The organism is Levilactobacillus yiduensis, from assembly GCF_024718525.1.
In the GTDB taxonomy this organism is placed as follows: Bacteria; Bacillota; Bacilli; order Lactobacillales; family Lactobacillaceae; genus Levilactobacillus; species Levilactobacillus yiduensis.
The window spans coordinates 46,990-70,076 of sequence record NZ_JAMXAZ010000005.1; the positions used below are offsets into that span (position 1 = coordinate 46,990).

Consider the following 23,087-nt stretch of genomic DNA (forward strand, 5'->3'; position numbering starts at 1 on the left):
TGAGGTTATTTATTTTATGGAGACCAAATTTAGCGAATTAGCCAAGCAACGTCGGAGTATCTATGCCTTGGGCCGCAACGTGAAGCTGTCTCAAGACGAGTTGGTCACGCTGGTGAAGGACAACGTGAAGAACGCCCCAACGCCGTTTAACAACCAAACGACGCGTGCCGTGATCCTGTTCGGTGCGTCTCACGAAAAGCTGTGGGACATCGTGATCGACCGTTTAAAGCAAGAGGTACCCGACGAAGCCGCCTTCGCCAAGACCACGGCCAAGATCAATAGTTTCAAGGCAGCCTACGGGACAGTGCTGTACTTCACCGAAACCAAGACGGTCAAGGAATTTGAAGACAACTTCCCACTGTACGCGGACAACTTCCAAGATTGGTCCGAACAAGCACAGGGGAGTGCCCAGTTCTCCGTTTGGACGGCGCTGGCCGAAAACGGCTTGGGCGCTAACCTCCAACACTACAATCCACTGATCGACGATGAGGTCCGGGCAGCCTTCAACTTGCCAGCTAGCTGGCATCTCCGGGCAGAAATGGACTTCGGGTCCATCGAAAACCCAGCCGGTGACAAGGATTACATGAATGACGATGACCGCTTCATGGTCTTCAAGTAAATTTAAGTAAATTACAAAGGGCTCTCGAGCCACGTCGCTTGGCGTGTTCGGGAGTCCTTTTGAATTTGAGAGACACTTCCGGCGTTTTCATTCGGGCAGTTATGCTAAAATGAAAGCGGGTCACATCACCACTGTCTGCGGCGGCACCACTGCCGAGACGGACGGGGATGACGGCAAAATGGCGTGGGGTTAACTGGGGGTGGCGGATTGTTGGACACCCACTGGCGGTCACACGCCGCGGCTACCTGAAATTGTGGCAGAAGCTGGCCGGTAGGTGCCGAGTTTTTGCCCAAGGGTCCGCAGGTTCAGTACGCTGAACCCGCAGACCGGATACTGAGGAGGTCAGTTCGTTATGGAAAAACGTATCGCAATCATTGGCGGTGGCATTGTCGGGGCGACCGCAGCCTATTATTTAAGCACCTTACCCGGCAGTGAACAGACGCGCGTCACGCTGTTTGACGACGGCACGGGGCAGGCGACGACCGCAGCCGCCGGCATTATTTCACCCTGGCTGTCCAAACGCCGTAATCAACGCTGGTACCGATTGGCTAAGGCCGGCGCAGCGCTATTTCCCGAATTGATCCATCGCGCACAACTGGGAACGGACGTCTATCAACAGACCGGAACCATCGTGACGCGTGAGGTCCCCACGGATCTGGAAACGCTCTTTGACCTGGCTCAAGAACGGCGGCAGAGTGCGCCGACCATGGGGCAAGTGACCACGCTAACGGCCGCCGAGGTTCAGGCCAAGGTGCCCCTGTTAACGGCACCACAGCCCGGGGTCTTCATCTCTGGTGGGGCCCGCGTTGATGGCGCAGCGTTGGTCAACGGCTTACTGACGCAGGCGACGGCCAAGAACCTGACGATTCGCCACGAACGGGTCAGCTTCACGCCGGATGGCCAAGTGGTCACGTCGATGGGTCCCCGGGTGTTTGACCGGGTCATTGTGGCGGCTGGTGCTTGGCTCAAGGAATTGGTAGCCCCTTTAGGCGTGGATGCCAGTGTCCGGCCACAAAAGGGCCAGTTGATCGAACTGAGCGTCAAGGACTACCCGCTCCAAGAAAATATGCCGGTGGTCATGCCCGAGGGCGAACGCGACTTTGTGCCGTTTGGCCATGGCAAGCTGATCGTTGGGGCGACGCATGAGGACGATGGCAAATTTGACTTAGCCGTCGATCCAGCCGTGACCGCCGACCTGTTGGCCAGTGCCCAACGCTTGATGAGCGGCGTTACGGCAGACAACATTACCGGCGTGCGGGTCGGTACCCGTGCTTACACACCGGACTTTGCACCGTTCTTCGGGCCGATTCCGGAACACGAAGCCATTTTAGTTGCCTCGGGCTTGGGGTCTTCGGGTCTGACGACGGGACCAGAAATTGGCCGGCTCTTGGCGGGTTCCGCGTTGTACGGCGGGACGCCTGACTGGAGCGAATACGAATTGCCCCTGACGACTTACTTAACGTCTTCGGCGGAATGAAGCGCCTGATTGGCGAGGGTGTGAGCCCCGCGATTTTCCCGTTCGGGGACCCACTGCGTCAAGACCAACTGGAAGGGGTCCTGAACGGCGAGTAGCGCGTCGACCCACAGTTGATAGTGTTTGGCGTAACGTTTGGCCACACTGTCGCTAACGATTTGACTATCGGTGTAAAAGAGCACGGTCGTTTCTGCTGGCTTGCTGGTCAGCGTGAGCAGGTGTTCAAAGCCGATGCGGGCAATCTCGAATTCGGCGGTGTGGTTGGTCGTGGCCGTGAGCACGGTCTTGAGCTGTGTCTGGTGATGGTCTTGAATGATCAGGATGCCACCCGCACTGAGGCCCGTTTGCGGCTGAGTGGCGGCATCGGTATATAGAGAAAACAAAGAATCACTCCAATCTTTCGTGAGGTGTTTAGACTAATGATAACCCAGGAACGACGATTTTTGTATCAACCCAACCCCTTGAGCAGCATCATTAACTGGAGTTGGACGCTGATGGTGCTCTTCATGGGTGCCATCTTCTGGCTGGAAGTGACCCATTTTAATTGGTATACGTTGGGCTTCTTCGTGGCCTTTGCCTTTCTGTGCTGGCTAGAGATCCACTTTAGAAATATCACCATGGCCAACGGGGTGTTGACCGTCAGTACGGTCTTGAATCACCGCCACTTGGTCATTCCCTTAAATAAGGTTCGTAACGTCCAGCAGTCGCGCTATCGGCTAGGCATCGTGGCGCAGGGCAAGATCTATCAGTTCCTGTTACCACGGAATTCAGCAATCGAACTGGCAGGCCTGTTGCGCGAAGCCATGGTTGCCAACGGCGTGAAGGAGGAAAATTAGTGAGTAGCGATATTGAAATTTCACAAGCAACACCCTTAGAACCGATCGAAAAAATTGCGGCCAAGGTGGGCCTGACCTCAGAACAGATCGAACCCTACGGCCACACCAAGGCCAAGATCAACCTGCCGCTGACGGGGCACCACACCCCTGGTAAATTGGTCTTGGTCACGTCGATCAACCCGACGCCAGCCGGTGAGGGAAAATCCACGGTCGTCGTCGGTTTGGGCGATGCCTTAAATCTGTTGGGGCACCAGACCGTGCTGGCTTTACGCGAGCCGTCGATGGGTCCCGTCATGGGGATGAAGGGCGGCGCGACCGGCGGCGGGTACGCCCAAGTGGCGCCGATGGAAGACATCAACCTGCACTTTACCGGGGACATGCACGCCTTGACCGAGGCCCACGATACGCTGGCGGCTTTGATCGACAATCACATCCAACAGGGTAACGCCTTGAACTTGGATCCACGGCAGATCGTGTGGAAACGCGTCTTGGACATCAATGACCGGGAGCTGCGCCAGACCGTGATCGGGCTGGGTGGCCGTACCTCGGGGATGCCCCGGCAAGACGGCTTTGACATCACCGTGGCCAGTGAACTGATGGCCGTATTGTGTTTGAGCGAAGACCTGGCAGATTTGAAACGTCGGGTCAACCGCATCCTGATTGGCTACACCTACGACAAGGAACCGGTGACGGTCGCTGATCTAAAGGTCGGTGGGGCCATTACCCTGTTACTGAAGGACGCCATCAAGCCTAACTTGGTCCAAACGTTGGCCCACAATCCCGCCATCATCCATGGCGGGCCGTTCGCCAACATTGCCCACGGTTGTAACTCGGTACTGGCCACACAAACGGCCCTACAACTGGGGGACTTTGCCGTGACCGAAGCCGGCTTTGGGGCCGACCTTGGGGGCGAGAAGTTCATGGACATCAAGACCCCCGTCTTGGGGCAAACACCGGACGCCGTGGTCATCGTTGCCACGGTGCGGGCTTTGAAGTATAACGGTGGCGTTAAACGCGCTGATTTGGAAACGGAAAATGTTGCCGCACTTCAAGCCGGCAGTGCCAATTTGAAACGCCACATTGCCAGCATGCAACAATACGGCGTGCCGGTGGTCGTGGCCATCAACCGCTTCACCAGTGACACCGATGCCGAGGTTGCGGCGTTGACCGCTGACGTGGCCGCCTTGAACGTGCCGGTCGCCACCACGACCGTTTGGGCCGATGGGGGCGCTGGGGCCACGGACCTGGCCGAAAAGGTCGTCACCGCGACCCAACAACCCAAGCATTTTACCCGCTTAGCCCCAGCCGGTGCCGACCTGATGACGCAGATGACAGCCATCACCCAGAAAATCTACGGGGGTGCCAAGGTCGAGCTCTCGGCCAAGGCCAGCCGGCAATTGAAGACGTTGGCCAAGCATGGCTGGGACAAGTTGCCCGTCTGCATGGCTAAGACGCAGTACTCACTGACGGATGATGCCCACCAACTGGGCGCGCCCACGGACTTCACGATTCACGTGCGCGAATTTGCGCCGCGGTTGGGGGCCGGCTTCGTGGTCGCCTTGACCGGGAACGTCTTGACAATGCCCGGCCTGCCTAAACATCCGGCCGCGTTGGACATGGACATTGACGCCGATGGTAAGATTACGGGCTTGTTCTAGTAGTCACCATTAAATTTAAGAAAACGAAACGGACTCGGGAGATGCTCTCGGGTCCGTTTGCTGTTTACATGGAACGTCAGATAGTCCGTGCTGGCCGCCTACCGTCTGCCAAATATGGGTCGTGTCGCTGTGGGCGGACCGGACCGAGCCTGAGAAGCGGTCTCGGCCTCGCTTTGAGCCGATGGCCCGCGTCTCAAAGTGGCCTCATGGCCGAAACGTGCGCCAACAGGCAACTGGTTCCGCTTAACACTGCTAGGCAAATAATCCAGAACCAGGATTATCTACCTAGCACCGTTAATGCTCGCCAGTTAACCGCCTGTTGTCACACTCTTTTTCAACGGCTGAACCCATATTTGGCAGACTCTCGGCTACAGGTATGCTTGCCAACAATAATTGGCTTAGCCCCTGACAGCGGTTAAGTCACCAACTAGTTCTTAGCCAACACCGTATTACCTGATAGACACAGGCTCCTGGTCTCACTAATTTGGATGGACAGAACACTGTTGTTTCGGGAGTCAACGCGTTAATTCGCAATCTTTTGTTATGAATATTAGATTAGTCAACACTTATCATTGATAGTCTGAGAGCGGTCCGTCCCAATTGGGTTTGAAGATTGACCGACTCCGTCAATCTCCAACGACGTTTCAACCGCTATCTCTGATCACCTCTGGTCGGTTACGTGATTATTCAACCACAAAGTTAGCAGGGACGTCATTGAAATGGTAATGTTCATCTACATTAGCGGGTAATCTGCCACGTAGCCGTGAGTGAGCTAAATTTGGACTCAGCCGTGGGCGTTTTCAAGTGACCTACTTGGAAACGGGCGTCTTCGAGACGTGGTTTTCGGCTCGAAGCGAGGTTGAAGACCGCTCTTTGGCTTCGGCCGGTCCTTCCCGCAGCGTCACGGTCCAAATTTGGCGAACGGCAAGGCGGTCAGCACGGACTACCTGACGTTCAACCCGTAACCCCTGGTGGGCTCGCATTAATCCTGAATGAAGCTGGTGGCGAGGTCGAGCACCGTCTTACGGACCTGCCCGTCTAAGCCGTGACTACCACCCGGCAACAGGTGATAATCACTGTTACGGTAGACATCGTGATACCGCTTAGAGGCGATGGGGTCGACGATTTGATCGGCATCCCCGTGAATCAGGCAGACGGGACCGGTGAAGGCCTGTGCCGTTTCGTAAATGGGCAAGTGTTGTGCCGTTCGTAAGTAGAATCCTCCCAACGTCAGGGTGTCACTCAACGGCAAGGTGGCCGGAATGTGATGTGGGTCGTAAACCAGGCCGCGGGTGTGTCCGGCAATGGCGTCGTCCTTTAAGGTCGCTGCGGGAGCCATTAAGACCAGCTTGTGGATCAGGTCGGCATCAACGCCCGCCAACATGCTGGCGACGACCCCACCTTGCGAATGGCCCAGCAGGTCGATGTGTTGGGGATGGAGCCGCGTTTGGACGGCGGACAGGACCGCTTGGGCGTCCGCAATTTCGTTGGGCACGGTCATATTGACAAAGTCACCGTCACTGTGGCCGTGACCGTTGAAGTCAAAGCGCACAGTTCCCACGCCGATTGCCCGTAGTCGTGTTGCCAGTTGGACCAGTAATGCCGCTGGGGTGTAGCCACGGTTACCGGTAAACCCGTGCATCAAAATGGCGATAGTCCCGTTCGGTTGATCGGCGGGCTCGTAAATGCCGGCTAGGGTCAGGCTGTCGCGTTGTACTTGAAATTCCATCAGAAAGACCTCCAGTTTGTTTAGGATTACTATGAAACTTCAAGCAAACGCTGTCAAGGCGCGGTAGCAAAGGGCCAAAATCAGCTGTCTTCGCTCACCGCGTGTTAGCGGACGATAGGCGAGCAGCCCCCACGCCTGTTAAGGACAACACCCTATGATTACCAACGAAATTCCCGAAGATTTTGTGACCCCAGCTGGGTGAACTTAAGAAAAAATTAGAAAATGCCACCGCCAAATAATTTTCTAACCAGGAAAGCGCCGAAACCCGCCATTTTCTGGTATACTTTTCGGTAACGACTTATAGGAAAGGTGTTCCGGACTTTATGCTGATAGCAGATACACTTTTAATCGTGCTGCTGGTGGTCATCGACCAGTGGATCAAGCACGCGGTGGTGGCCAATATCGCCCTGGGTGGCGAGCACCCCTTGATTCCCGGGCTCCTGTCACTGACCCATTTGCGCAACAATGGTGCGGCCTGGAGCATTTTACAAGGCCAGATGTGGTTCTTTGCGGTCATTGCCGTGTTGGCCCTAGGCATCATGGGCTACTTCTTTTGGCAATACCGCCACAAAAACGATCAGTGGGTCGAAGAGCTGGGGTTGGCCTTGATGATGGCCGGAACCTTAGGGAACTTCATTGATCGTTTGATGCAGGGATACGTGGTCGACATGTTTCAGCTCGACTTCATCAATTTCCCCATCTTTAACTTTGCCGACAGCTGTTTGACGGTCGGCGTGATTTTAATCGCGATTGGTGTGTACCTCACTGATCGCCGGGAGGCACATTAATGCAAGAATCAGAATTTCAAGTGACGACGACGGAACGGCTGGATAAATTGGTGGCGGACAACGTGGCCACGATTTCCCGCTCCCAGGCAAAAAACGCCATTGAGGCCGGGCAGATCACGATTGACGGCCAACCGGCCAAGCCCAAAGACAAGCCTAAGGCCGGGGCGACCATTCACGTGGCCTTGCCGGACCCCGAGCCACTAGATTTAGAGCCGGAAAATATTCCGCTGGATATCGTTTACGAAGACGACGACGTCCTGGTCGTCAATAAGCCCCAGGGGATGGTCGTGCATCCCGCACCCGGGCATCCCAACCACACGTTGGTCAACGCGCTGTTGTATCATAGCCCGCTGTCCAGCATCAACGGGACTCTGCGCCCCGGCATCGTCCATCGCATCGACAAGGACACCTCAGGCCTCTTAATGGTCGCCAAAAATGACCACGCCCACCAGAGCCTGTCGGCCCAGCTACAGGCCAAGACGAATCTGCGGGAGTACGTGGCCATCGTTCATGGCAATTTCAAGGAAGAAGAGGGCACCATCAATGCGCCGCTGGGCCGGTCGCCTAAGGACCGCAAGAAACAAGCTGTGGTCGCCGATGGCCGCCCCGCAATCACCCATTTTCGGGTGCTGGAGCGCTATGGCAACTACACCTTGGTGGCTTGTCGGTTGGAAACGGGTCGGACGCACCAGATTCGCGTGCACATGGCCTACATCAATCACCCGGTCGCTGGGGACCCGCTGTACGGCCCTAAGAAAACATTAAAAGGCGCAGGTCAATTTTTACACGCCAGAGAGCTCGGGTTCAAGCAGCCCACGACCGGCGAGCAACTGACCTTTACCGCGCCGGTGCCAGAAAACTTTGCCAAGGCCGTGCGACATTTACGCCAACAAGCCGGATTACCGGTTGACAAAGCAATCTAGGTTTTTTATGCTAAACACAATCAGATAAACGGGTTTGCCGAATCAGGCGGGCGGGTTTCTTCACCATTTTGCCGAAGAAACGCGCCCGTTTCTGGCACTTACGCTAACGCCGTGAAACTTTTAAGGAGGAAATACAGATGGCAAAGGTAGTTGTGGACGCAATGGCAATGCAACGGGCCCTGACCCGGATCACTTACGAAATTATCGAACGCAATAAGGGTGTCGATGATCTCGTCATTTTAGGCATCAAGACGCGGGGGGTCTACTTAGCGCGACGGATTGCTAGTCGCTTGCAACAACTGGAGAACGTCTCGGTGCCAGTCGGTGACCTAGACGTGACGCCTTACCGTGACGATATCGATCACGATGCCCAGAGTGAACCCGAAGTCACGGCCACTAACATTGATTTTTCGGTCGAAGGTAAAAAGGTGATCTTGGTCGATGACGTGCTGTATACTGGTCGGACGATTCGCGCGGCCATGAGTGCCATCATGGATCTCGGTCGGCCGACCAGTATCAACCTGGCCGTTTTGGTCGATCGGGGCCATCGGGAATTGCCGATTCGTGCCGACTTTGTGGGCAAGAACATTCCCAGCTCACAACGCGAACGGATCAAGGTTTCCGTCAGTGAAATCGACGACCGCGACGCAGTGGAGATCCAACAAGCATAGAACTAACTGGTAAAGGGGCCGATTTTGCATGGCAAAACGCTATTTGATTTTAGAAGACGGCTCGGCCTACGCCGGTGAAGGTTTTGGTGCCGGCGCCACTACGAGCGGAGAGGTCATCTCCAATTTAAATCTGTTAGGCTATCAAGAAACGATTACCGATCAAATCTATCACAACCAAATTATTATCTTTGCCCAACCCGCCATTGGCAACGTGGGGATCAACCATGACAGTTATGAATCGATCTTACCCACGGCCAAGGGGATGGTGGTCAGAGACGTGACGAACATCTCGACGAACCGGTTATCACGCCTATCGCTGGATGAATTTCTCCAGCAGCACAACATTCCCGGAATCAGTGGCATCGACACGCGGCATTTGATCCGCAAGTTGCGCGACGTGGACGGCCCCATGAAGGGCAGCATCGTCGACGTGGCAGACGCCCACGCCTTTGACCAACTGAACGCCACGGTCTTGACCAACCGGCAAGTCGATCAGGTGGCCACTCCCAAGCCGTATCCCAACCCGGATACCGGTAAAAATGTGGTGGTCATCGACTTTGGCTTGAAGCACGGAATCTTGCGGCAATTGTCGGAGCGCCGCTGTAACGTCACGGTCTTGCCGTGGACGGCCAGTGCCCAAGATGTGTTGAACCTGGATCCAGACGGGGTCTTACTGTCGACGGGACCGGGATCACCGCTAGACTTGGGTGCCGGGGTCTTAGACATGATCCGCACGGTCCAAGCCGAGATTCCACTCTTTGCCATTGGGCTGGGCCACGAGTTATTTGCCCTGGCCAACGGGGCGGAACTGACCATGTTACCAGTCGAGTATCACGGTAGTAGCCACCCGATTCGGCGGATCATCACCAACGACATCATTTACGCAACGCAGGGTCAAGGCTACGCGGTCATCGCCAAGTCCATTGACCGCGACCGGTTGATCACGACCTACGTTGATCTCATCAACGGGACCGTGCAGGGGTTGCGCCACCGGGACTTCCCGGCATTTTCCGTGCAGTTCTTTGCGGACGGCGCCCCGGGGCCTCACGAAAGCCGCGACCTCTTTGATGAATTCATGGAAGCTATGACAGCACGCCGGGAGGGATAAACTTGCCAAATTTGAATGATATTCAAAAAGTTTTGATCATCGGCGGGGGACCGACCGAGATTGGCCACGAAACGGAGCTGGACAGTGCCGCCGTGCAGATCATTACCGAATTTAAAAAACACGGGGTCCGCACGCTGATCATCGACAACAACCCGTTTTCGGTGGCTTTAGAAGAGATTCAACCGACCAACATGTACGTGCAGGCGGTCACGACGGCTAACGTCCGCCACATCATTGAAAAAGACCAACCGGACGCCATTTTGCCGTCATTAGGTGGTCTCCTGGGTATTCGTATTGCCCAAGAACTGATTGAAAACGGCGATATCGGCCGCTACGGCATCACGATTCTGGGGATGCCCGCCGATACCCTGCGCCAGATCAATAACCCGGCTGCCTTGAACGCGACGCTAAAGGAGATCCACGAGCCGGTCATTGAGGCCCAGATCGTGGCGACCGTCGACGAAGCCATGGGGCTGGTCGAGTCGATTGGCTTCCCACTGATCGTCAAACCGGTCGCACCGCGGTTAGACACCAACCGGACCGTTTGCGAAAACGTCGATGACATGGTGACCGCGCTGAACCAGGGCTTTCAACAGTCACGCTTTGACCAGTGTACACTGGAGCGCAGCGTGGTCGGCTATAAAGAAATTGAAATGGTGGCGGTGCGTGACGGCGCCGGGACCGCAGTACTGATCAGCGGCCTGGAAAATGTCGACCCCATTGGCATTCACTCCGGCGATTCCATCGTTGTGGCCCCGCCGCAGACGCTAAACGACCGGGAGTACCAGGACCTGCGTGACGTGACCTTTCGGATCGCCGCAGAGCTCAATATCGTGGGGGTCTTGCACCTGCATTTTGCCCTCAACCCAGCCAATCAACTCTTTTACATTACCAAGATTGCCCCGTACTTTTCTCGGGGCGTGGCGTTGGCGGCCCGGACGTCGGGTTACCCGATTGCACTGGTGACTGGGGCCTTATTGCTTGGGCAACGGCTAGTCGACGTGAAGTTGCCCAGTCGCTTCACCAAGCAAACGGCCATCATGGAACCCACGATTGACCACGTCAGCGTGCGGATTCCACTATGGCCGTTCCAGGAGGTTCCGGATGCCGATCAACACCTCGACACCGTGATGAAGGCGGTCGGCTCCACGGTCGGCATTGGCCGGTCCGTAGAAGAAGCCATGCTCAAGTCGGTCCGCAGCTCGCAGTTCTCACCACGAGACGTCTTGCCATCCGTCAGCAATTTAAGTGACGGCGAAATGATCCGCCAGCTGATCCACCCGTTGGCCAACCGCATCTTGGTCCTGATTGAAGCGCTACGCCGGGGATACGCGCCCGATGAATTAAGCGAATTGACCAAGATCGATAATTACTATTTCGTCAAATTACGCCACCTCTTGACGATTGAAAAACAGATTCAAAGCCATCCTATGGACGTCGAGGTGCTTCAACGCGCCCGTTACTTTGGTTTTGGGGATGGGATGATCGCCCGCATTTGGCAGACGGACACGGCCGCGATTCGGCAGCTCTCCGCCAGTGCCAAGATCATGCCGACTTATAAGATGATCGAACCGACTGCGGGTGAGTTCCCGGAAGACTTGAGCGGCTACTACAGTACCTTTGAGTACGAAAATGAAAGCCAGCCGTTAGGTGACCGGACCGCGTTGGTTCTGGGACGTGGCGGCAACCAGCTGGGGCCTAATTCCGCGGCAGAATATTTCACCACGGAAATGCTCAAACAGTTGAAACGGGCCGGGTACCACACCATCTTGATGAACACCAACCCCAACGCGGTGGGCGTGGCACCGGAATTCTCCGACAAGCAATACGTCGACCCGATTCAGCTAGGGGATGTCCTCAACGTGATTCAAGTCGAGCACCCAGACATCGTCATCGTACCCGGCAACCGGCACTACCTGACCCGCGAATTGGGCAAGCTCGACGACGTGAACCTCCACGTCTTACCGCCGGACCAGGAGACGGGCGAACCCGCCCCAGAAATGGCGACGATTGGCGTGAGCCTGTTCGTCCACGGCCAACAGAAGGTCGCAGCGGGGGTCATGGACATGATCGCCCCAGGCATGAACAAAGCGCTGTCACAGGTCACGGCCTTTCGGATGCCGGCGGAATTGCCCAAGGCCAAGCGGCAAAACTTGGTCGAAGCGGCGAAGCAGGCTGTGAGTGAGCGTCAGGTAACGGGGATGATTCAGGTCCTCTTTGCCCCTAAGAGCGCTGATTCCGCCCAACTAAAGGTGGTTGGCGTCCGGCCCACGCGGCTGACGGAGATGGCCTTCTTGAGTAAGGTCACCGGCGTCAACTGGGTCCGCATGTTGACGCGGCAACACATCGGCACGCTGGATGATGATGAGCTGGCGAAGATCACCATCGACATCAACAGTAACCGGGTTGCCTTGATGAACGCCGCCTTCCCATTCCGGCAGTTACACGTCTTGAACCGACCAGGGAGTACGGACCAAGAAGTCGGGGCGACGATTGCCTTTGGGTCGAGCGAGGCGCTAACGCTGACAAACCTGAGCGATACCGCCGAGTTGGACCAGATCATTAACCGGACGATTTAAACGTGAGTGTCAACGGGTATTTCCCGGTTGATTTGCGACTGGGTTTACCAATAAAACAAGTTGTTACTAACAAAAACGCGTCACACCAACATTCTGGTGTGACGCGTTTTTAGCTTTTAAAAGTAGTTGTATCTAGCAATTAACGGACTAATCTGCCAATTTTTCGACCAATTCGCTCTGCGGCGTCACGTAAACGGTCCGTTGCCCCGTGAAAATAACGTAGCCGGGTTTGGCCCCGTTGGGCTTGTGCAGCCGCTTGACGGGCAGGTAGTCGACGGGGACGTTACTGGATTCACGGCCCTTGGAGAAGTAAGCTGCCAAGTTGGCCGCTTCCATGATGGTGGCATCACTGGGGTGGTCGGCGTGAATGATCACGTGAGAGCCCGGCATGTCCTTGACGTGCAACCAGATGTCGGTACGCTTGGCCGTGTGCAGGCTCAGCTGATCATTTTGCAGGTTGTTTTTACCGACCGAGATCTTGGTGCCGTCGCTTGCCGTGAAGCGGTCAGGCTTGCTGACCTTTTGACGACGTTGCTTCTTACTCTTCTTTTGGTGGTCATGGTCGCGCAGGTAGCCGCCTTGTTGGAGTTCGAGGCGAATGTCGACCAGGTCCTTAGGGGCGGCCAGCTCGATTTGGGCCATGATGTTGGTGAAGTAATCCACGTCGGCCTGGGTGATCTTGAGCTGTTCATTCACATAGGTGACCGCGTTTTTCGCCTTCTGGTACCGCTTGAAGTACTTCTGGGCGTTTTGATTGGCGGACAACTGGTTGGACAGCTTGATCTTGAGGGGCTTGTTATCATCGTAGAAGTTGGGAAGAGAAACCTCGGTTTGGCCCCGCTGGACCTGATTGAGGTAGGTCGTCAGGATCTCGCCCTTGATGCGATACTCATCGGCGTTTTCGGTGGCGGCCAGGGTCTTTTCCAGCTTCTTGAGCTTGGTCCGATTCTTCTTGAGTTCGTTGCGGACCACCCGGATCAAGACACTCCCTTGTTGCTGGACGCGGTCCCGTTCGGCCTTGTCCTGATAGTAGGTGTCCAGTAGCTCGCTGAGGGTGTCACTGGCCTGTTGCGTCCCCGTAGTGGGGTATGGAAAGGCCGTGAAGCTGGTCTTGTTCTTGGACGAGATCTCTAGCGTCGGCCGTGGCTGATCGAAGCCAGCAAAGAAGGCGGCAAATTGGTCGGCGTGGGTGCCAGGTTCGTGGAGCTTAGCTGCCAAGGCCGCCGCCGTATCCTTGCCCAAACCTTGATACTGCTGCTGGAGGGTGTGGGCCAAGACCTCTTGGTTCGGAAATTCCCGAATCGTTTGGTCCAAGTCAGGCCGAGCACCGTCAAAGGGATTGGTGAGATCTTGCTTGGGTGGCTGAATGTACTGGGCGCCTGGCAACAGGAGTCGGTAGCGGTTTTGATCAGAGCCAACGTGCTTGATCGCGTCTAAGATCTTCATGGAGGCACTATCGACCAAGATGACGTTACTGTGCCGAGCCATGATCTCAATGATCAAGAGTAATTCTTGTTGGTCACCCAATTCGTTGCGAGACGTGAAGTGGAGGTGGACGACCCGGTCATTAGCGACCTGGCTGACCTCCTTGAGAATAGCGCCCTGCAGGTATTTACGCAGGATCATGGTAAAGTTCGTGGGAACCGGGGGATTCACGTACGGAATCTGGGTGACTTGGATCCGCGCGTAAGTCGGATTGGCCGACAACAAAATTGGGTAGTTGTGGCTATTGGCCCGAACCGTCAACACAATTTCGTTGGCGTAGGGTTGATTGATTTTACTGACCCGGCCGGTCGTGAGCGTTTGACTGAGCTCATGGACCATGGCGTGGGTGAAAGAACCATCAAATGACATCGCGGAACAACACCTTTCTATAAATGGATTTATTTTACGTTCAAAAAAGCAGTACAGGTTAAAGTATACCGGCCTGGCCGCTGAAGTGCAAAGAAGTTCCTCCGAAATGGCCAGAAATCCCGGATTAAATCCGTGAAATTCTTGGTTTTTTCACTTGTGGTCGACAACCAAATCGTTGTACAATACAACCAAAAGGAGTGAGGACCCCATGAAGTCAAGTTTAGCAGCCTTGATTGGCATTAGTAAGGTTCAACAAACGTTGCTCCAGCGCATGACTAAGCAACATCACCTGACCGTTTCTGAGTGGCAGCTTTTAGACCACATCGGGGGCGGTGAAAACACCCAAGAAATTTTAGCAGCTAAAACCAATTTAGACACGTCAACATTAAGTCGGCAACTCAAGGGGCTGGTGACCAAAAACATGGTCACGAAGAAAGCCATTGGCCGGGATAAAAGACAGTTGGTATATACAATAACGGACCAGGGCACGGCTACGGCCGAAGACATCAATTCGGCCTTTGAGTCGTTGTCCGATGACGTCTTTGAACACTGGTCGACCGACGAACGCAATTTATTGCAGATACTATTGAACCGGTTGGACAAGAGTATGGACCGGCAGCGCATGGTCAAGGGCTAACCCTGAGGCATTGTCCCGAGTTGGTCGGCCCCGGCCGTCACAGAGACGTCGGGGCGGAAGCAAAGGAGTGAGCACGTATTCAGCACAGACTAGTCATTATTTCGTTAGACGCGATGGGCAGTCGTGATCTCGATGAACACCTAGAGGAGTTACCGAATTTACGGCGACTGGTGGCGACCGGGTCGCGGGTCAAGCAGGTGCGCGGTATTTACCCGACGTTGACCTACCCGTCGCACACGACGATCATCACGGGGCAGTATCCGCGGGTACACGGCATCATCAATAACACCAAGCAACAGTCACAGCGGCCGTCACCCGATTGGTACTGGTACCAACGCGACGTGAAGGTCCCCACACTGTATGACCTGGTGCGGCAACACCACCAAAAAACGGCGGCCTTTCTGTGGCCCGTGACCGCCGGGAGTAAGATCACTTACAACCTAGCCGAGATCTTTCCCAACCGCATTTGGACCAACCAAGTCCTGGTCTCCTTAAAGGCCAGCAGTCCGGCTTTTCTCTTACGGATGAACCGGAAATACGGCCACTTGCGGCGCGGCATTCAACAGCCCGAGCTAGATGACTTCATCACGGCTTGTGCGGTGGATACCCTACAGAATCGCCAGCCGTGGCTCACGCTGATTCACCTGGTCGACATGGACAGTATGCGTCACCGCTACGGCGTGCGTTCTGCCGAGGCGATGGCCGCCTTGAAACGACTGGATGCTCGGGTGGGTCAACTGATCGACGCCACGATTGCGGCGGGCACCTTTGGTGAGACCAACTTTGCCATCTTGGGGGACCATTACCAGATAAACGTAGACCACATGATCCATTTGAATCAGGCCTTTGCCAAACGCGGGTGGTTGACGCCCACGGCCAACGGGACGGTCAAGGCCGACTGGCACGTTTGGGCCAAGTCCTGTGATGGCTGTACGTACATTTATACCCGTAACTTCGCCGACTCGCGGACGCTAAAGCAGCTATTGGCGGATACCGAGGGCGTGGAAAAGGTCATCGACGGTGCGGCTGCGGCCAAACGCGGGGCGGACCCCCACTGCCAGTTCATGGTGGAGGCTAAAGCCGGGTATTACTTCACCGACGAGACCAACCGCCCAGCCGTAGTTGAAGCCGTTGATCCCGCCAGTCTGGGCCAACCGGACCGCTACCACGGGGTCCACGGGTATGACCCTGACAAGCCCGATTACTTCACGACACTGGTCTTAAACGGACCGGACGTGGTGTCTGGGCAAACGCTTGCGTCGGCCCGTCTGATCGATGAGGCGCCGACATTTGCCAAGCTCTTAGGCGTTCAGTTCCCCGAACCACTACCGGGTCACGCGTTGACCGCGGCATTGAAGGGGGCTCCTCATGAAGTTGACTAAGGAACAGTGGAGTTGGGTCTTCTACGATTGGGCCAATTCCGGGTACGGTATCATCGTCACCACGGCGGTCTTGCCCATCTACTTCAAGGGCATCGCCGAAGCCAGTGGGGTCACCGCGGCCAACGCGACGGCTTACTGGGGCTACGCCAATAGTGTGGGCACGTTGCTGGTGGCCTTGTTGGCGCCATTTCTCGGAGCGTTAGCGGACTATCAGGGGTTTAAGAAACGCCTGTTGACGGGGTTTGCCTCGCTGGGGATGATCATGACCTTGGGGCTAGCCATCTTGCCTGCCAATCAATGGCAATGGCTGCTGGTGGTCTACATCTTGTCGGTGCTGGGCTATTCCGGCGGGAACCTCTTTTACGACAGCTTTTTGACCGACGTCAGTGATAACCGGCAAATGGATCGCTTATCCAGCGTCGGCTACGGCTTTGGCTACCTGGGCGGGGTGATTGCCTTTATCCTGTTCATGGTCCTCCAATTGACGCACGGGTTCGGTCAGCTATCGAGTACGGCCGTGGCGCGCTGGGGCTTTGTCCTGGCCGCCATTTGGTGGGTCGTCTTCTTTATTCCGATTCAAAGAAATGTCCACCAACGGCACGCCCTGACCGTGACCCAAGCCCCATTGAAACAAAGTTGGCAGCGGGTCTGGCACACGTTGGGCCACATTCGCCAGCACAAATACTTAGCCTGGTTCTTGATCGCCTACTTCTGTTACATCGATGGGGTCGATACCATCTTTACCATGGCAACGTCAATTGGCCTGGACATTGGGATCAGTAGTACCACGCTGATCGTAGTGTTACTGGTGGTCCAGCTGGTTGCCTTTCCGTTTTCGATTCTATACGGTTGGTTGGCGGACAAGACCAGTACCCGTTTCGGCATTTTATTAGCCATTATCATGTACCTCTTGATCTGTGTCGCCGCCTTGAACCTCAAGACGGTTGGCAGCTTTTGGGTATTGGCTGTGTTAGTCGGGACAAGTCAGGGAGGCATTCAGGCCCTGTCACGGTCCTACTTTGGCCGGTTGGTCCCTAAGGAACGGTCCAGTGAGTTCTTTGGCTTCTATAACATTTTAGGCAAATTTTCAGCGGTCTTAGGGCCAGTATTAGTCGGCCTGGTCACACAATGGACCGGGCAATCGCGGATCGGGGCAGCCTCGTTATCGCTCTTATTTGTGTTAGGTTTGGTTATTTTCTGGCGAATTCCCAAGTCCGCGGTGGACAATGCCTAGGCGTTCCGCCAGTTTTATGGTATCCTAGGTGAACGAATGAAAAGATAAAGTAGGTGTAAAAATGAAGATTGCTGTGGTCACCGATAGTACCAGCTATTTGTCCGCAGAAGAGGTTGAGCGGTATCACATTCACGTTGTCCCAATTCCGGTGATCATGGATGGTCGCTCCTACGATGAAGATGTTGATATTACCACCAGTGAATTCTACGAACGGTTAAGAAATTCCAAGTCGTTTCCCAGCACGTCCCAACCACCGCTGGGAGAAATGATCAATCTCTACAATGAATTGGCAGACGAAGGATACGATGCGGTGATCAGTATCCATTTGGCCAGTACCATTTCCGGCTTTGTGAATCAGTTGAAGAACATTGCCCCGACGATTGAAAACATCCGGGTGATCCCGTACGATTCCCAAATCACGGTCAAATTGATGGGTTATTTGGCCATTGAGGCCTCGCGGATGGCAGCCAAGGGTGCAGAGCCCGAAGCCATCCTTGCGCGCTTAGACGACTTGCGGTCGACGATTGGCGAATACTTCGTGGTCGACGATCTGCAAAACTTGGTCCGCGGCGGGCGGCTATCGAACGCTTCTGGCTTTATCGGCAGCGTGTTACGGATCAAGCCGTTACTGACCTTCGATGACGAGACCCACGAAATCGTGGCCTTTGAAAAGGTCCGTTCCCGTAAAAAGGCGTTGGCACGCGTCGAACAACTCTTTGTGGAGGCGCAAGCCAAGGTCGATTATCCACTAAGGGCATTGGTGATCAACGCCAATGATCCGGAGGGCGGCCAGAATTGGGCCAACAAGATTGCGGCACAGTATCCCGCGATTCCGGTCGAACAATCCTACTTTGGCCCAGTCATTGGGGCCCACTTGGGTGAAAAGGCGTTGGCCTTGGCCTGGATCAAAGATTTTGATCGCGCTTAACGCGTGCAAGTCGGCAGTGAGTATGGTATGCTATTTTCTGTAATTAAATTTACGGAGTAGGAAATAGGGCGTCAAGTGCTGGTGGAACGCAATGTGAACACCGGACGAAGGGAATGTGTCCCGCGATCTTATTTCCGCATTGACCGCAGCAATGTGGCAACTCCCTTAGGAGATGTCTGAATTGAAGACGATAGCAAGAACCCAGCTGCCCAAGCTGGATACGTTGAGTGTTGTGACGATGGGCCTGTTGATGGCCCTGCAGCTGGTGATCAGCCGCTTTTCAATCGGGAATAACTTCATCAAGTTTAGCTTTACCTTCCTGATCGTGGCGTTACTGGCCAAGTGGTTTGGCCCCTGGTGGGGGATGATGACCGCCGCCGTGGTCGACGTGGTGGGCACCCTGATGACTGGGGGACCTTACTTTGTGGGCTTTACGCTCTCGGCTATCTTGGGCTCGTTGATCTTCGCGCTGTTTTTGTACCGGCAAAAGGCGACCTGGGTGCGGGTCGCGTTAGCCGCCATCGTGATTGCGGTGGTGGTCAACGCCTTACTGAACACCTTGTGGGTCACCATCATGTATCAGACGCCGTTTTGGAGCCTGTTACCGATCCGGGTCCTCAAGCAGCTGATTGTCACGCCGATTCAAATTGTTTTGCTGTACTGGCTATTGAATAGCCGGGTGATCCAGCAAATTCAGGAACGTTTAAATCGTTAATGTGATGCGCACCGTTTCGGAGAAATCCGGGGCGGTGTTTTTAAATGACTTGTATTAGGCGATATTAAATTAATTACTTTAACTTATAGTGACTTAAAATATTCCCACACCAACTTTCCAACACAAACCAATCACTTCTAGTCAAACTGGTCCCCAGGGTAAGGGCAGTGGCCAAACCATTAACTTTTTCTTCGAAATCGGCCAATTGTCTTGCGTCCACGCTAATTTTCGCTTATAACGAGGAAAGATAAGTATCCAGGGAGGAACAAACACATGCAACGACTTATGCGATTATATAAAAAATATCAGGACATTTTGGCCTACCTGATTTTCGGGGGGCTGACCACAGTGGTGAACCTGGTGGTCTTCTACGTGACGGTGACCCTCTGGGGCTGGAACTATCAGGTCGGTAACGTGTGGGCGTGGTTTTTGTCCGTCCTGTTTGCGTACGTGACCAACCGGGTGTGGGTCTTTCATTCCCACTTCACGACATTCAAGGCGCTGGTCAACGAGGCCGTATCCTTCTTCTTGGCCCGGGGCGCCACGCTGATCATGGACATGGCCATCATGTGGATCGGGGTGTCTTTGCTTCAGCAAAACGAGATGTTAACGAAGCTGGTGGACCAGGTCGTCGTGGTCTTGGCAAACTACTTCTTCAGTAAATGGTTCGTGTTTAAAAAGAATAAAGCCACATCGGCGGACGAGCAGGATTAAACGATCGTCTGGCCGACACAAAACTCCCAGTACAACCTCAGCCTTTAGGGCAGGTCGTGCTGGGAGTTTTGTTATTGCTGGGTGCTAATCAGACTTTATGCCGTCACGCGATTGGCGTGCTGCTTATTGGTGAGCCAGTAGTAGGCGGCGACCGCTAAGCCACCGACGAGGATACCAATGGCATTGGCCAAGACGTCGTTGATGTCACTGCTGCGGTTGATCAGCCAGTGATGGGAAAGGATGTACTGAATCGTTTCCACGCTACTGCCGACGAAGAGGCCACTTAGTCCGACGCCCACGAGGGACAGCTTGGGCAGTGCCCATTTGATCAGGAGTCCCAACGGAATTGTCAGGACGATATTTTCTAAGAAACCGAGGTTGAAGACGTCTAAATTCGTCAGATTCACGCGGCCAATGCCTACGGGCATGATGTAGATGGCCGTGCCGTCAAATGAGATCGGCGTGAAGAGGATAGCGGCTAGGCCAGTGAAGTAGCCCAGCACCAAGAGGGCCAGCCAGCGGCGTTTACCGCCAGTCGCAACGATGAGCAGGCCACTTAGTCCCGCCATTAAGATAATCAGTAATAAGGGTTCCCAACGCATCGAACCACCTCCAGTAGTGTGTGATCAGTTGTTCTGTCGCTTAACATGTTTCTAGACTACACCCAAAATCCCGGTCATGGGGGATTTTGCCGTGAGCTTTAAGGTTTCTTGGCGGCTTTAGGAAAACCCTAAGAACTTCATCGCAAAATCGTCACACTTTGACGGGGAAATGACTTAATCAGATTTTCAAGATTTAACTAAATATTGCAAGACGAAAACCGGTCAGAATCACTGTCACTATACGGTTCATAGCGTTAAAATTAGTTGCTTACAGCTTCGTAGTAGAAGCTGTCCGCCTACCGTCTGCCAAATATGGGTCGGAACGCGGTGGGCGGACCGGACCGAGCCTGAAAAGCGGTCTCGGCCTCGCTTTGAGCCGTGGGTCGCGTCTCAAAGACGCCAGTTTCCTAACCGGCATGAATCGCGCCGCTAAGGAAATTCCCACGGCTGAACCCATATTTGGCAGACTCTCGGCTACAAGAGTACTTGCCAGTAACAATTGGTGTAGCCCCAGGTAGTAGCCACTTTGCCAACTAACGCTACTGGGTCCAACATGGGATTACTGATAAGCAGTAACTTGCTGGAGACAGCCAGGGTGTAGCCAGCGGTGTTGACGGTGTTGGCTGAGGTGCTTTCTCAGCCTACAGCGTGGGACGACTTGGAAGACTGACTGGTTCTGTCAGGCCTTCAAGCGAACCGGAAGACCGTTTTTCAGGCTGGAGGTGTTCCCCATAGCAGGCGGAACCCTGGCTGCCGCAGGCTCCTGGTTTCGCTAATCTTAATGGACAGAACACTGTCGTTCTGGGAATCAACGCGTTAAGTCTACTTTCAATTTTTGGTTTTAATCTAAGGCAAAACCAAGCGACCAGCTAAGTGAATCATCATCTTACTTGGTCGCTTGGTAGTTCCTGATTGTTTTCTAAATATTGGCAACTCGCTCATCTGAGCGCATTGCTTAGCTAGTTGAGAATGGTACGCACTGTTAGGATTTTGGTGGTGTCGGCTTTTCATCCGTTGGCTTGGACGCAGTCGCATCGGGCGTTGTGGTCGTTGCTGACGGCGTTGTCGTTTGATCATCATCAGTGTCATCATCATCGTCATCGGAGCCCCGCTTGCCTAACCAGTAGGCCAGTAGAAGCAGCAGAATGACTAATACGATGGCGAGTAATAACCAGATCCACCAGTAGTTAGGCTTCTTGGAATGAATCGTGGCGTTGTGCGTCCGGACCGTTTTGCCCGATAGACTGAAGTCACGACTAAAGTTCCAAACCCGCTTGCCACTAGTCGCGTGCAGCTTCAAGACGTATTGGCCGGCACTCAATGATTTCTTACCTAGGCCAATCTCAAAGTTGAACCAACTGTTGGGCGCCATGGAACCGTTCTTTAAGGTGTTTGTCAAGACCTGTTGGCCATTGCTTCTACGCAAGACTCTGGCCTGTACGTTAAACTTACCGAAGAGCGTTGGCGACACGTTACGCAATTTAGCCAAGATTTGTGGTTGCCCATTTTGCTTTTTTACCGTAACGTTGGCTAATTTAAGATCAATCGGTAAGATCTGGTTGGGGTGACACCACAAGGACACGGCAACGACTTCGGCATAACGGTTTTCCAGCGTAAAGGCACTGCTGGAAGATGAGCGCCGTGCCTTGGGATCCGTCACGAAGAGGCCACCTAAGACTTGGCCGGTGAAGCCAGATGCGGGAATCCGAGTCGCAAACGTGATGGTCTTGCCTTGGTGCGCCGCCAAATGGACGGTGACCGCGCCAGAAGTCATTTTCGTAAAGGTTGTTTGTGCGGAAGGGTCCGTCCGGTTAGACGGAATGTATACGGCCTGACCGGCATCAGAAGTCGTGGCGTTGACAGGCATGACCTTTAGCGTTTTCGACGACTTGGTTGGATTGATCACAGATACCTTAAGCGATTGATTATCACCGGGCGTTACCTTGAGGTCAAAGTAACTGACCTTAGTTGACAGCTGATTCTTAGGTAACAGTGGGGTTATCGTGAAGTCTGAAGCTGGCGTTGGTGCAGCCTTGGTTGCGGCGCTCGCGGAGATCAGCGAGCCACTACCCAAGAGGCCAATGACTGCCAGAAGTGCGATACACCACCCTTTAAGCTTATTCAAATTCATTGTAAGCACCACCCTTAATTTTAAAAATGTGAAACTGTTCGTGCAGTTGGGAGATTGGCCAAGCTAGTTGCGCTTTCGTTTCAGTAAGCACGCCAACCGCAAAACTACTTTAAAGTTAATTAATTTAACCGTTACCCGCTTCACAACTCTATAGTAGCAGGTCTTTTCGATGAGATAGACCGTTTAGCTTGTTTGATGATGTCTGTATACTAACTGCAAATAGTGAGATTTCTAAATTGACTTAACCACTGGGATGTTACCACTGGTGTGGCGGCTCACTGATTTGGTGGGTCGAGTGGTCCGACAGATTGGCTGGTGGTGTCTATTAGCTGCGCCAGCCTCAATGGCCACCTCGCTCCGTGTCTGTGATACTCATAGGTAAGGAGCTTGGCTTGTATTTCGACGACTCCCCGATTATGATAAAATTTATATGACAAAAAATTAGCTGTCTGCCTGAGTATAGGCGGGCAGTTTTTCCGTGAACATTAAGAAGGGAAGGCAACTC

The 23,087-nt window shown here is 54.2% G+C and carries 20 protein-coding genes and 1 riboswitch; of the genes, 15 read left to right on the forward strand and 5 right to left on the reverse strand.

The window, feature by feature from the left end; translation table 11 throughout:
- Nucleotides 1-16: 16 nt before the first annotated feature.
- Complete coding sequence (locus NGM66_RS04275) at nt 17-619, forward strand: nitroreductase family protein (RefSeq protein ID WP_208909701.1); 603 nt, start codon at nt 17-19, stop codon at nt 617-619.
- Nucleotides 620-971: 352 nt separating this feature from the next.
- Entirely contained in the window at nt 972-2,096 is a 1,125-nt protein-coding gene (locus tag NGM66_RS04280; RefSeq protein ID WP_208909699.1) for an NAD(P)/FAD-dependent oxidoreductase, read from the forward strand.
- On the opposite strand, the gene NGM66_RS04285 is transcribed toward NGM66_RS04280, so the two are convergent.
- Nucleotides 2,072-2,476: a ribonuclease HI family protein gene (locus tag NGM66_RS04285; protein WP_208909697.1), complete on the reverse strand. Its 405-nt coding sequence runs from the start codon at nt 2,474-2,476 to the stop codon at nt 2,072-2,074. The two genes, NGM66_RS04280 and NGM66_RS04285, sit on opposite strands and share 25 nt — an antisense overlap.
- Before the next feature lie 36 nt (nt 2,477-2,512).
- On the opposite strand from NGM66_RS04285, the gene NGM66_RS04290 reads away from it, so the two are divergent.
- Both NGM66_RS04290 and NGM66_RS04295 read left to right on the forward strand, forming a co-directional pair.
- Nucleotides 2,513-2,929, forward strand: a complete 417-nt coding sequence (locus tag NGM66_RS04290) for an EbsA family protein (protein ID WP_208909695.1) — start codon at nt 2,513-2,515, stop codon at nt 2,927-2,929.
- Nucleotides 2,929-4,587 (forward strand): formate--tetrahydrofolate ligase, encoded by a 1,659-nt coding sequence (locus NGM66_RS04295; RefSeq protein WP_208909693.1) that lies wholly within the window; start codon nt 2,929-2,931, stop codon nt 4,585-4,587. The genes NGM66_RS04290 and NGM66_RS04295 overlap by 1 nt, the downstream gene beginning before the upstream one ends.
- A 982-nt stretch (nt 4,588-5,569) precedes the next feature.
- On the opposite strand, the gene NGM66_RS04300 is transcribed toward NGM66_RS04295, so the two are convergent.
- Nucleotides 5,570-6,316 carry an alpha/beta hydrolase gene (locus NGM66_RS04300; protein ID WP_208909690.1) on the reverse strand — a complete coding sequence of 249 codons (747 nt, stop codon included), beginning with the start codon at nt 6,314-6,316 and terminating at the stop codon, nt 5,570-5,572.
- A 323-nt stretch (nt 6,317-6,639) separates the two neighbouring features.
- Here NGM66_RS04300 and lspA point away from each other — a divergent pair, with 323 nt between their 5' ends.
- The 5 genes from lspA to NGM66_RS04325 all read left to right on the forward strand — a co-directional run bounded on the left by lspA (nt 6,640) and on the right by NGM66_RS04325 (nt 12,385).
- Nucleotides 6,640-7,104 carry a signal peptidase II gene (lspA, locus tag NGM66_RS04305; RefSeq protein WP_258115404.1) on the forward strand — a complete coding sequence of 155 codons (465 nt, stop codon included), beginning with the start codon at nt 6,640-6,642 and terminating at the stop codon, nt 7,102-7,104.
- The gene (locus NGM66_RS04310; RefSeq protein WP_208909686.1) at nt 7,104-8,027 is read left to right on the forward strand and encodes an RluA family pseudouridine synthase; all 924 of its coding nucleotides are present in this window, start codon (nt 7,104-7,106) and stop codon (nt 8,025-8,027) included. Before lspA ends, NGM66_RS04310 begins: the two co-directional genes overlap by 1 nt.
- A 137-nt stretch (nt 8,028-8,164) precedes the next feature.
- Entirely contained in the window at nt 8,165-8,698 is a 534-nt protein-coding gene (gene pyrR, locus NGM66_RS04315) for a bifunctional pyr operon transcriptional regulator/uracil phosphoribosyltransferase PyrR (protein ID WP_208909684.1), read from the forward strand.
- Nucleotides 8,699-8,726: 28 nt separating this feature from the next.
- A complete protein-coding gene (locus tag NGM66_RS04320) occupies nt 8,727-9,806 on the forward strand; it encodes a carbamoyl phosphate synthase small subunit (protein WP_208909682.1) in 1,080 nt (359 codons plus the stop codon).
- Between the two features lie 2 nt (nt 9,807-9,808).
- Nucleotides 9,809-12,385 carry a carbamoyl phosphate synthase preATP-grasp domain-containing protein gene (locus NGM66_RS04325; RefSeq protein ID WP_208909680.1) on the forward strand — a complete coding sequence of 859 codons (2,577 nt, stop codon included), beginning with the start codon at nt 9,809-9,811 and terminating at the stop codon, nt 12,383-12,385.
- 147 nt (nt 12,386-12,532) lie between these two features.
- Here NGM66_RS04325 and NGM66_RS04330 read toward each other — a convergent pair whose 3' ends face one another.
- Nucleotides 12,533-14,239 (reverse strand): NFACT RNA binding domain-containing protein, encoded by a 1,707-nt coding sequence (locus tag NGM66_RS04330; RefSeq protein ID WP_208909679.1) that lies wholly within the window; start codon nt 14,237-14,239, stop codon nt 12,533-12,535.
- A 208-nt stretch (nt 14,240-14,447) separates the two neighbouring features.
- Between NGM66_RS04330 and NGM66_RS04335 the strand changes: the two genes are divergently transcribed.
- The 6 genes from NGM66_RS04335 (at nt 14,448) to NGM66_RS04360 (ending at nt 19,849) form a co-directional block, all read left to right on the forward strand.
- Nucleotides 14,448-14,876 (forward strand): MarR family winged helix-turn-helix transcriptional regulator, encoded by a 429-nt coding sequence (locus NGM66_RS04335; RefSeq protein WP_125576953.1) that lies wholly within the window; start codon nt 14,448-14,450, stop codon nt 14,874-14,876.
- Between the two features lie 77 nt (nt 14,877-14,953).
- A complete protein-coding gene (locus NGM66_RS04340; RefSeq protein ID WP_258115415.1) occupies nt 14,954-16,258 on the forward strand; it encodes an alkaline phosphatase family protein in 1,305 nt (434 codons plus the stop codon).
- The gene (locus tag NGM66_RS04345) at nt 16,245-17,492 is read left to right on the forward strand and encodes an MFS transporter (protein ID WP_258115405.1); all 1,248 of its coding nucleotides are present in this window, start codon (nt 16,245-16,247) and stop codon (nt 17,490-17,492) included. The genes NGM66_RS04340 and NGM66_RS04345 overlap by 14 nt, the downstream gene beginning before the upstream one ends.
- Before the next feature lie 61 nt (nt 17,493-17,553).
- Complete coding sequence (gene fakB / locus NGM66_RS04350) at nt 17,554-18,420, forward strand: DegV family protein (protein ID WP_208909672.1); 867 nt, start codon at nt 17,554-17,556, stop codon at nt 18,418-18,420.
- Nucleotides 18,421-18,470: 50 nt separating this feature from the next.
- Nucleotides 18,471-18,568: riboswitch (THF riboswitch) on the forward strand.
- 24 nt (nt 18,569-18,592) lie between these two features.
- Complete coding sequence (locus NGM66_RS04355; protein ID WP_208909671.1) at nt 18,593-19,135, forward strand: folate family ECF transporter S component; 543 nt, start codon at nt 18,593-18,595, stop codon at nt 19,133-19,135.
- 273 nt (nt 19,136-19,408) lie between these two features.
- Nucleotides 19,409-19,849: a GtrA family protein gene (locus NGM66_RS04360; RefSeq protein WP_208909670.1), complete on the forward strand. Its 441-nt coding sequence runs from the start codon at nt 19,409-19,411 to the stop codon at nt 19,847-19,849.
- A gap of 95 nt (nt 19,850-19,944) precedes the next feature.
- On the opposite strand, the gene NGM66_RS04365 is transcribed toward NGM66_RS04360, so the two are convergent.
- The gene (locus tag NGM66_RS04365) at nt 19,945-20,451 is read right to left on the reverse strand and encodes a VanZ family protein (protein ID WP_208909669.1); all 507 of its coding nucleotides are present in this window, start codon (nt 20,449-20,451) and stop codon (nt 19,945-19,947) included.
- A gap of 982 nt (nt 20,452-21,433) precedes the next feature.
- Nucleotides 21,434-22,582, reverse strand: coding sequence for a WxLIP family cell surface protein (locus NGM66_RS04370; RefSeq protein WP_208909668.1), 1,149 nt, complete (start codon nt 22,580-22,582; stop codon nt 21,434-21,436).
- Nucleotides 22,583-23,087: the final 505 nt, after the last annotated feature.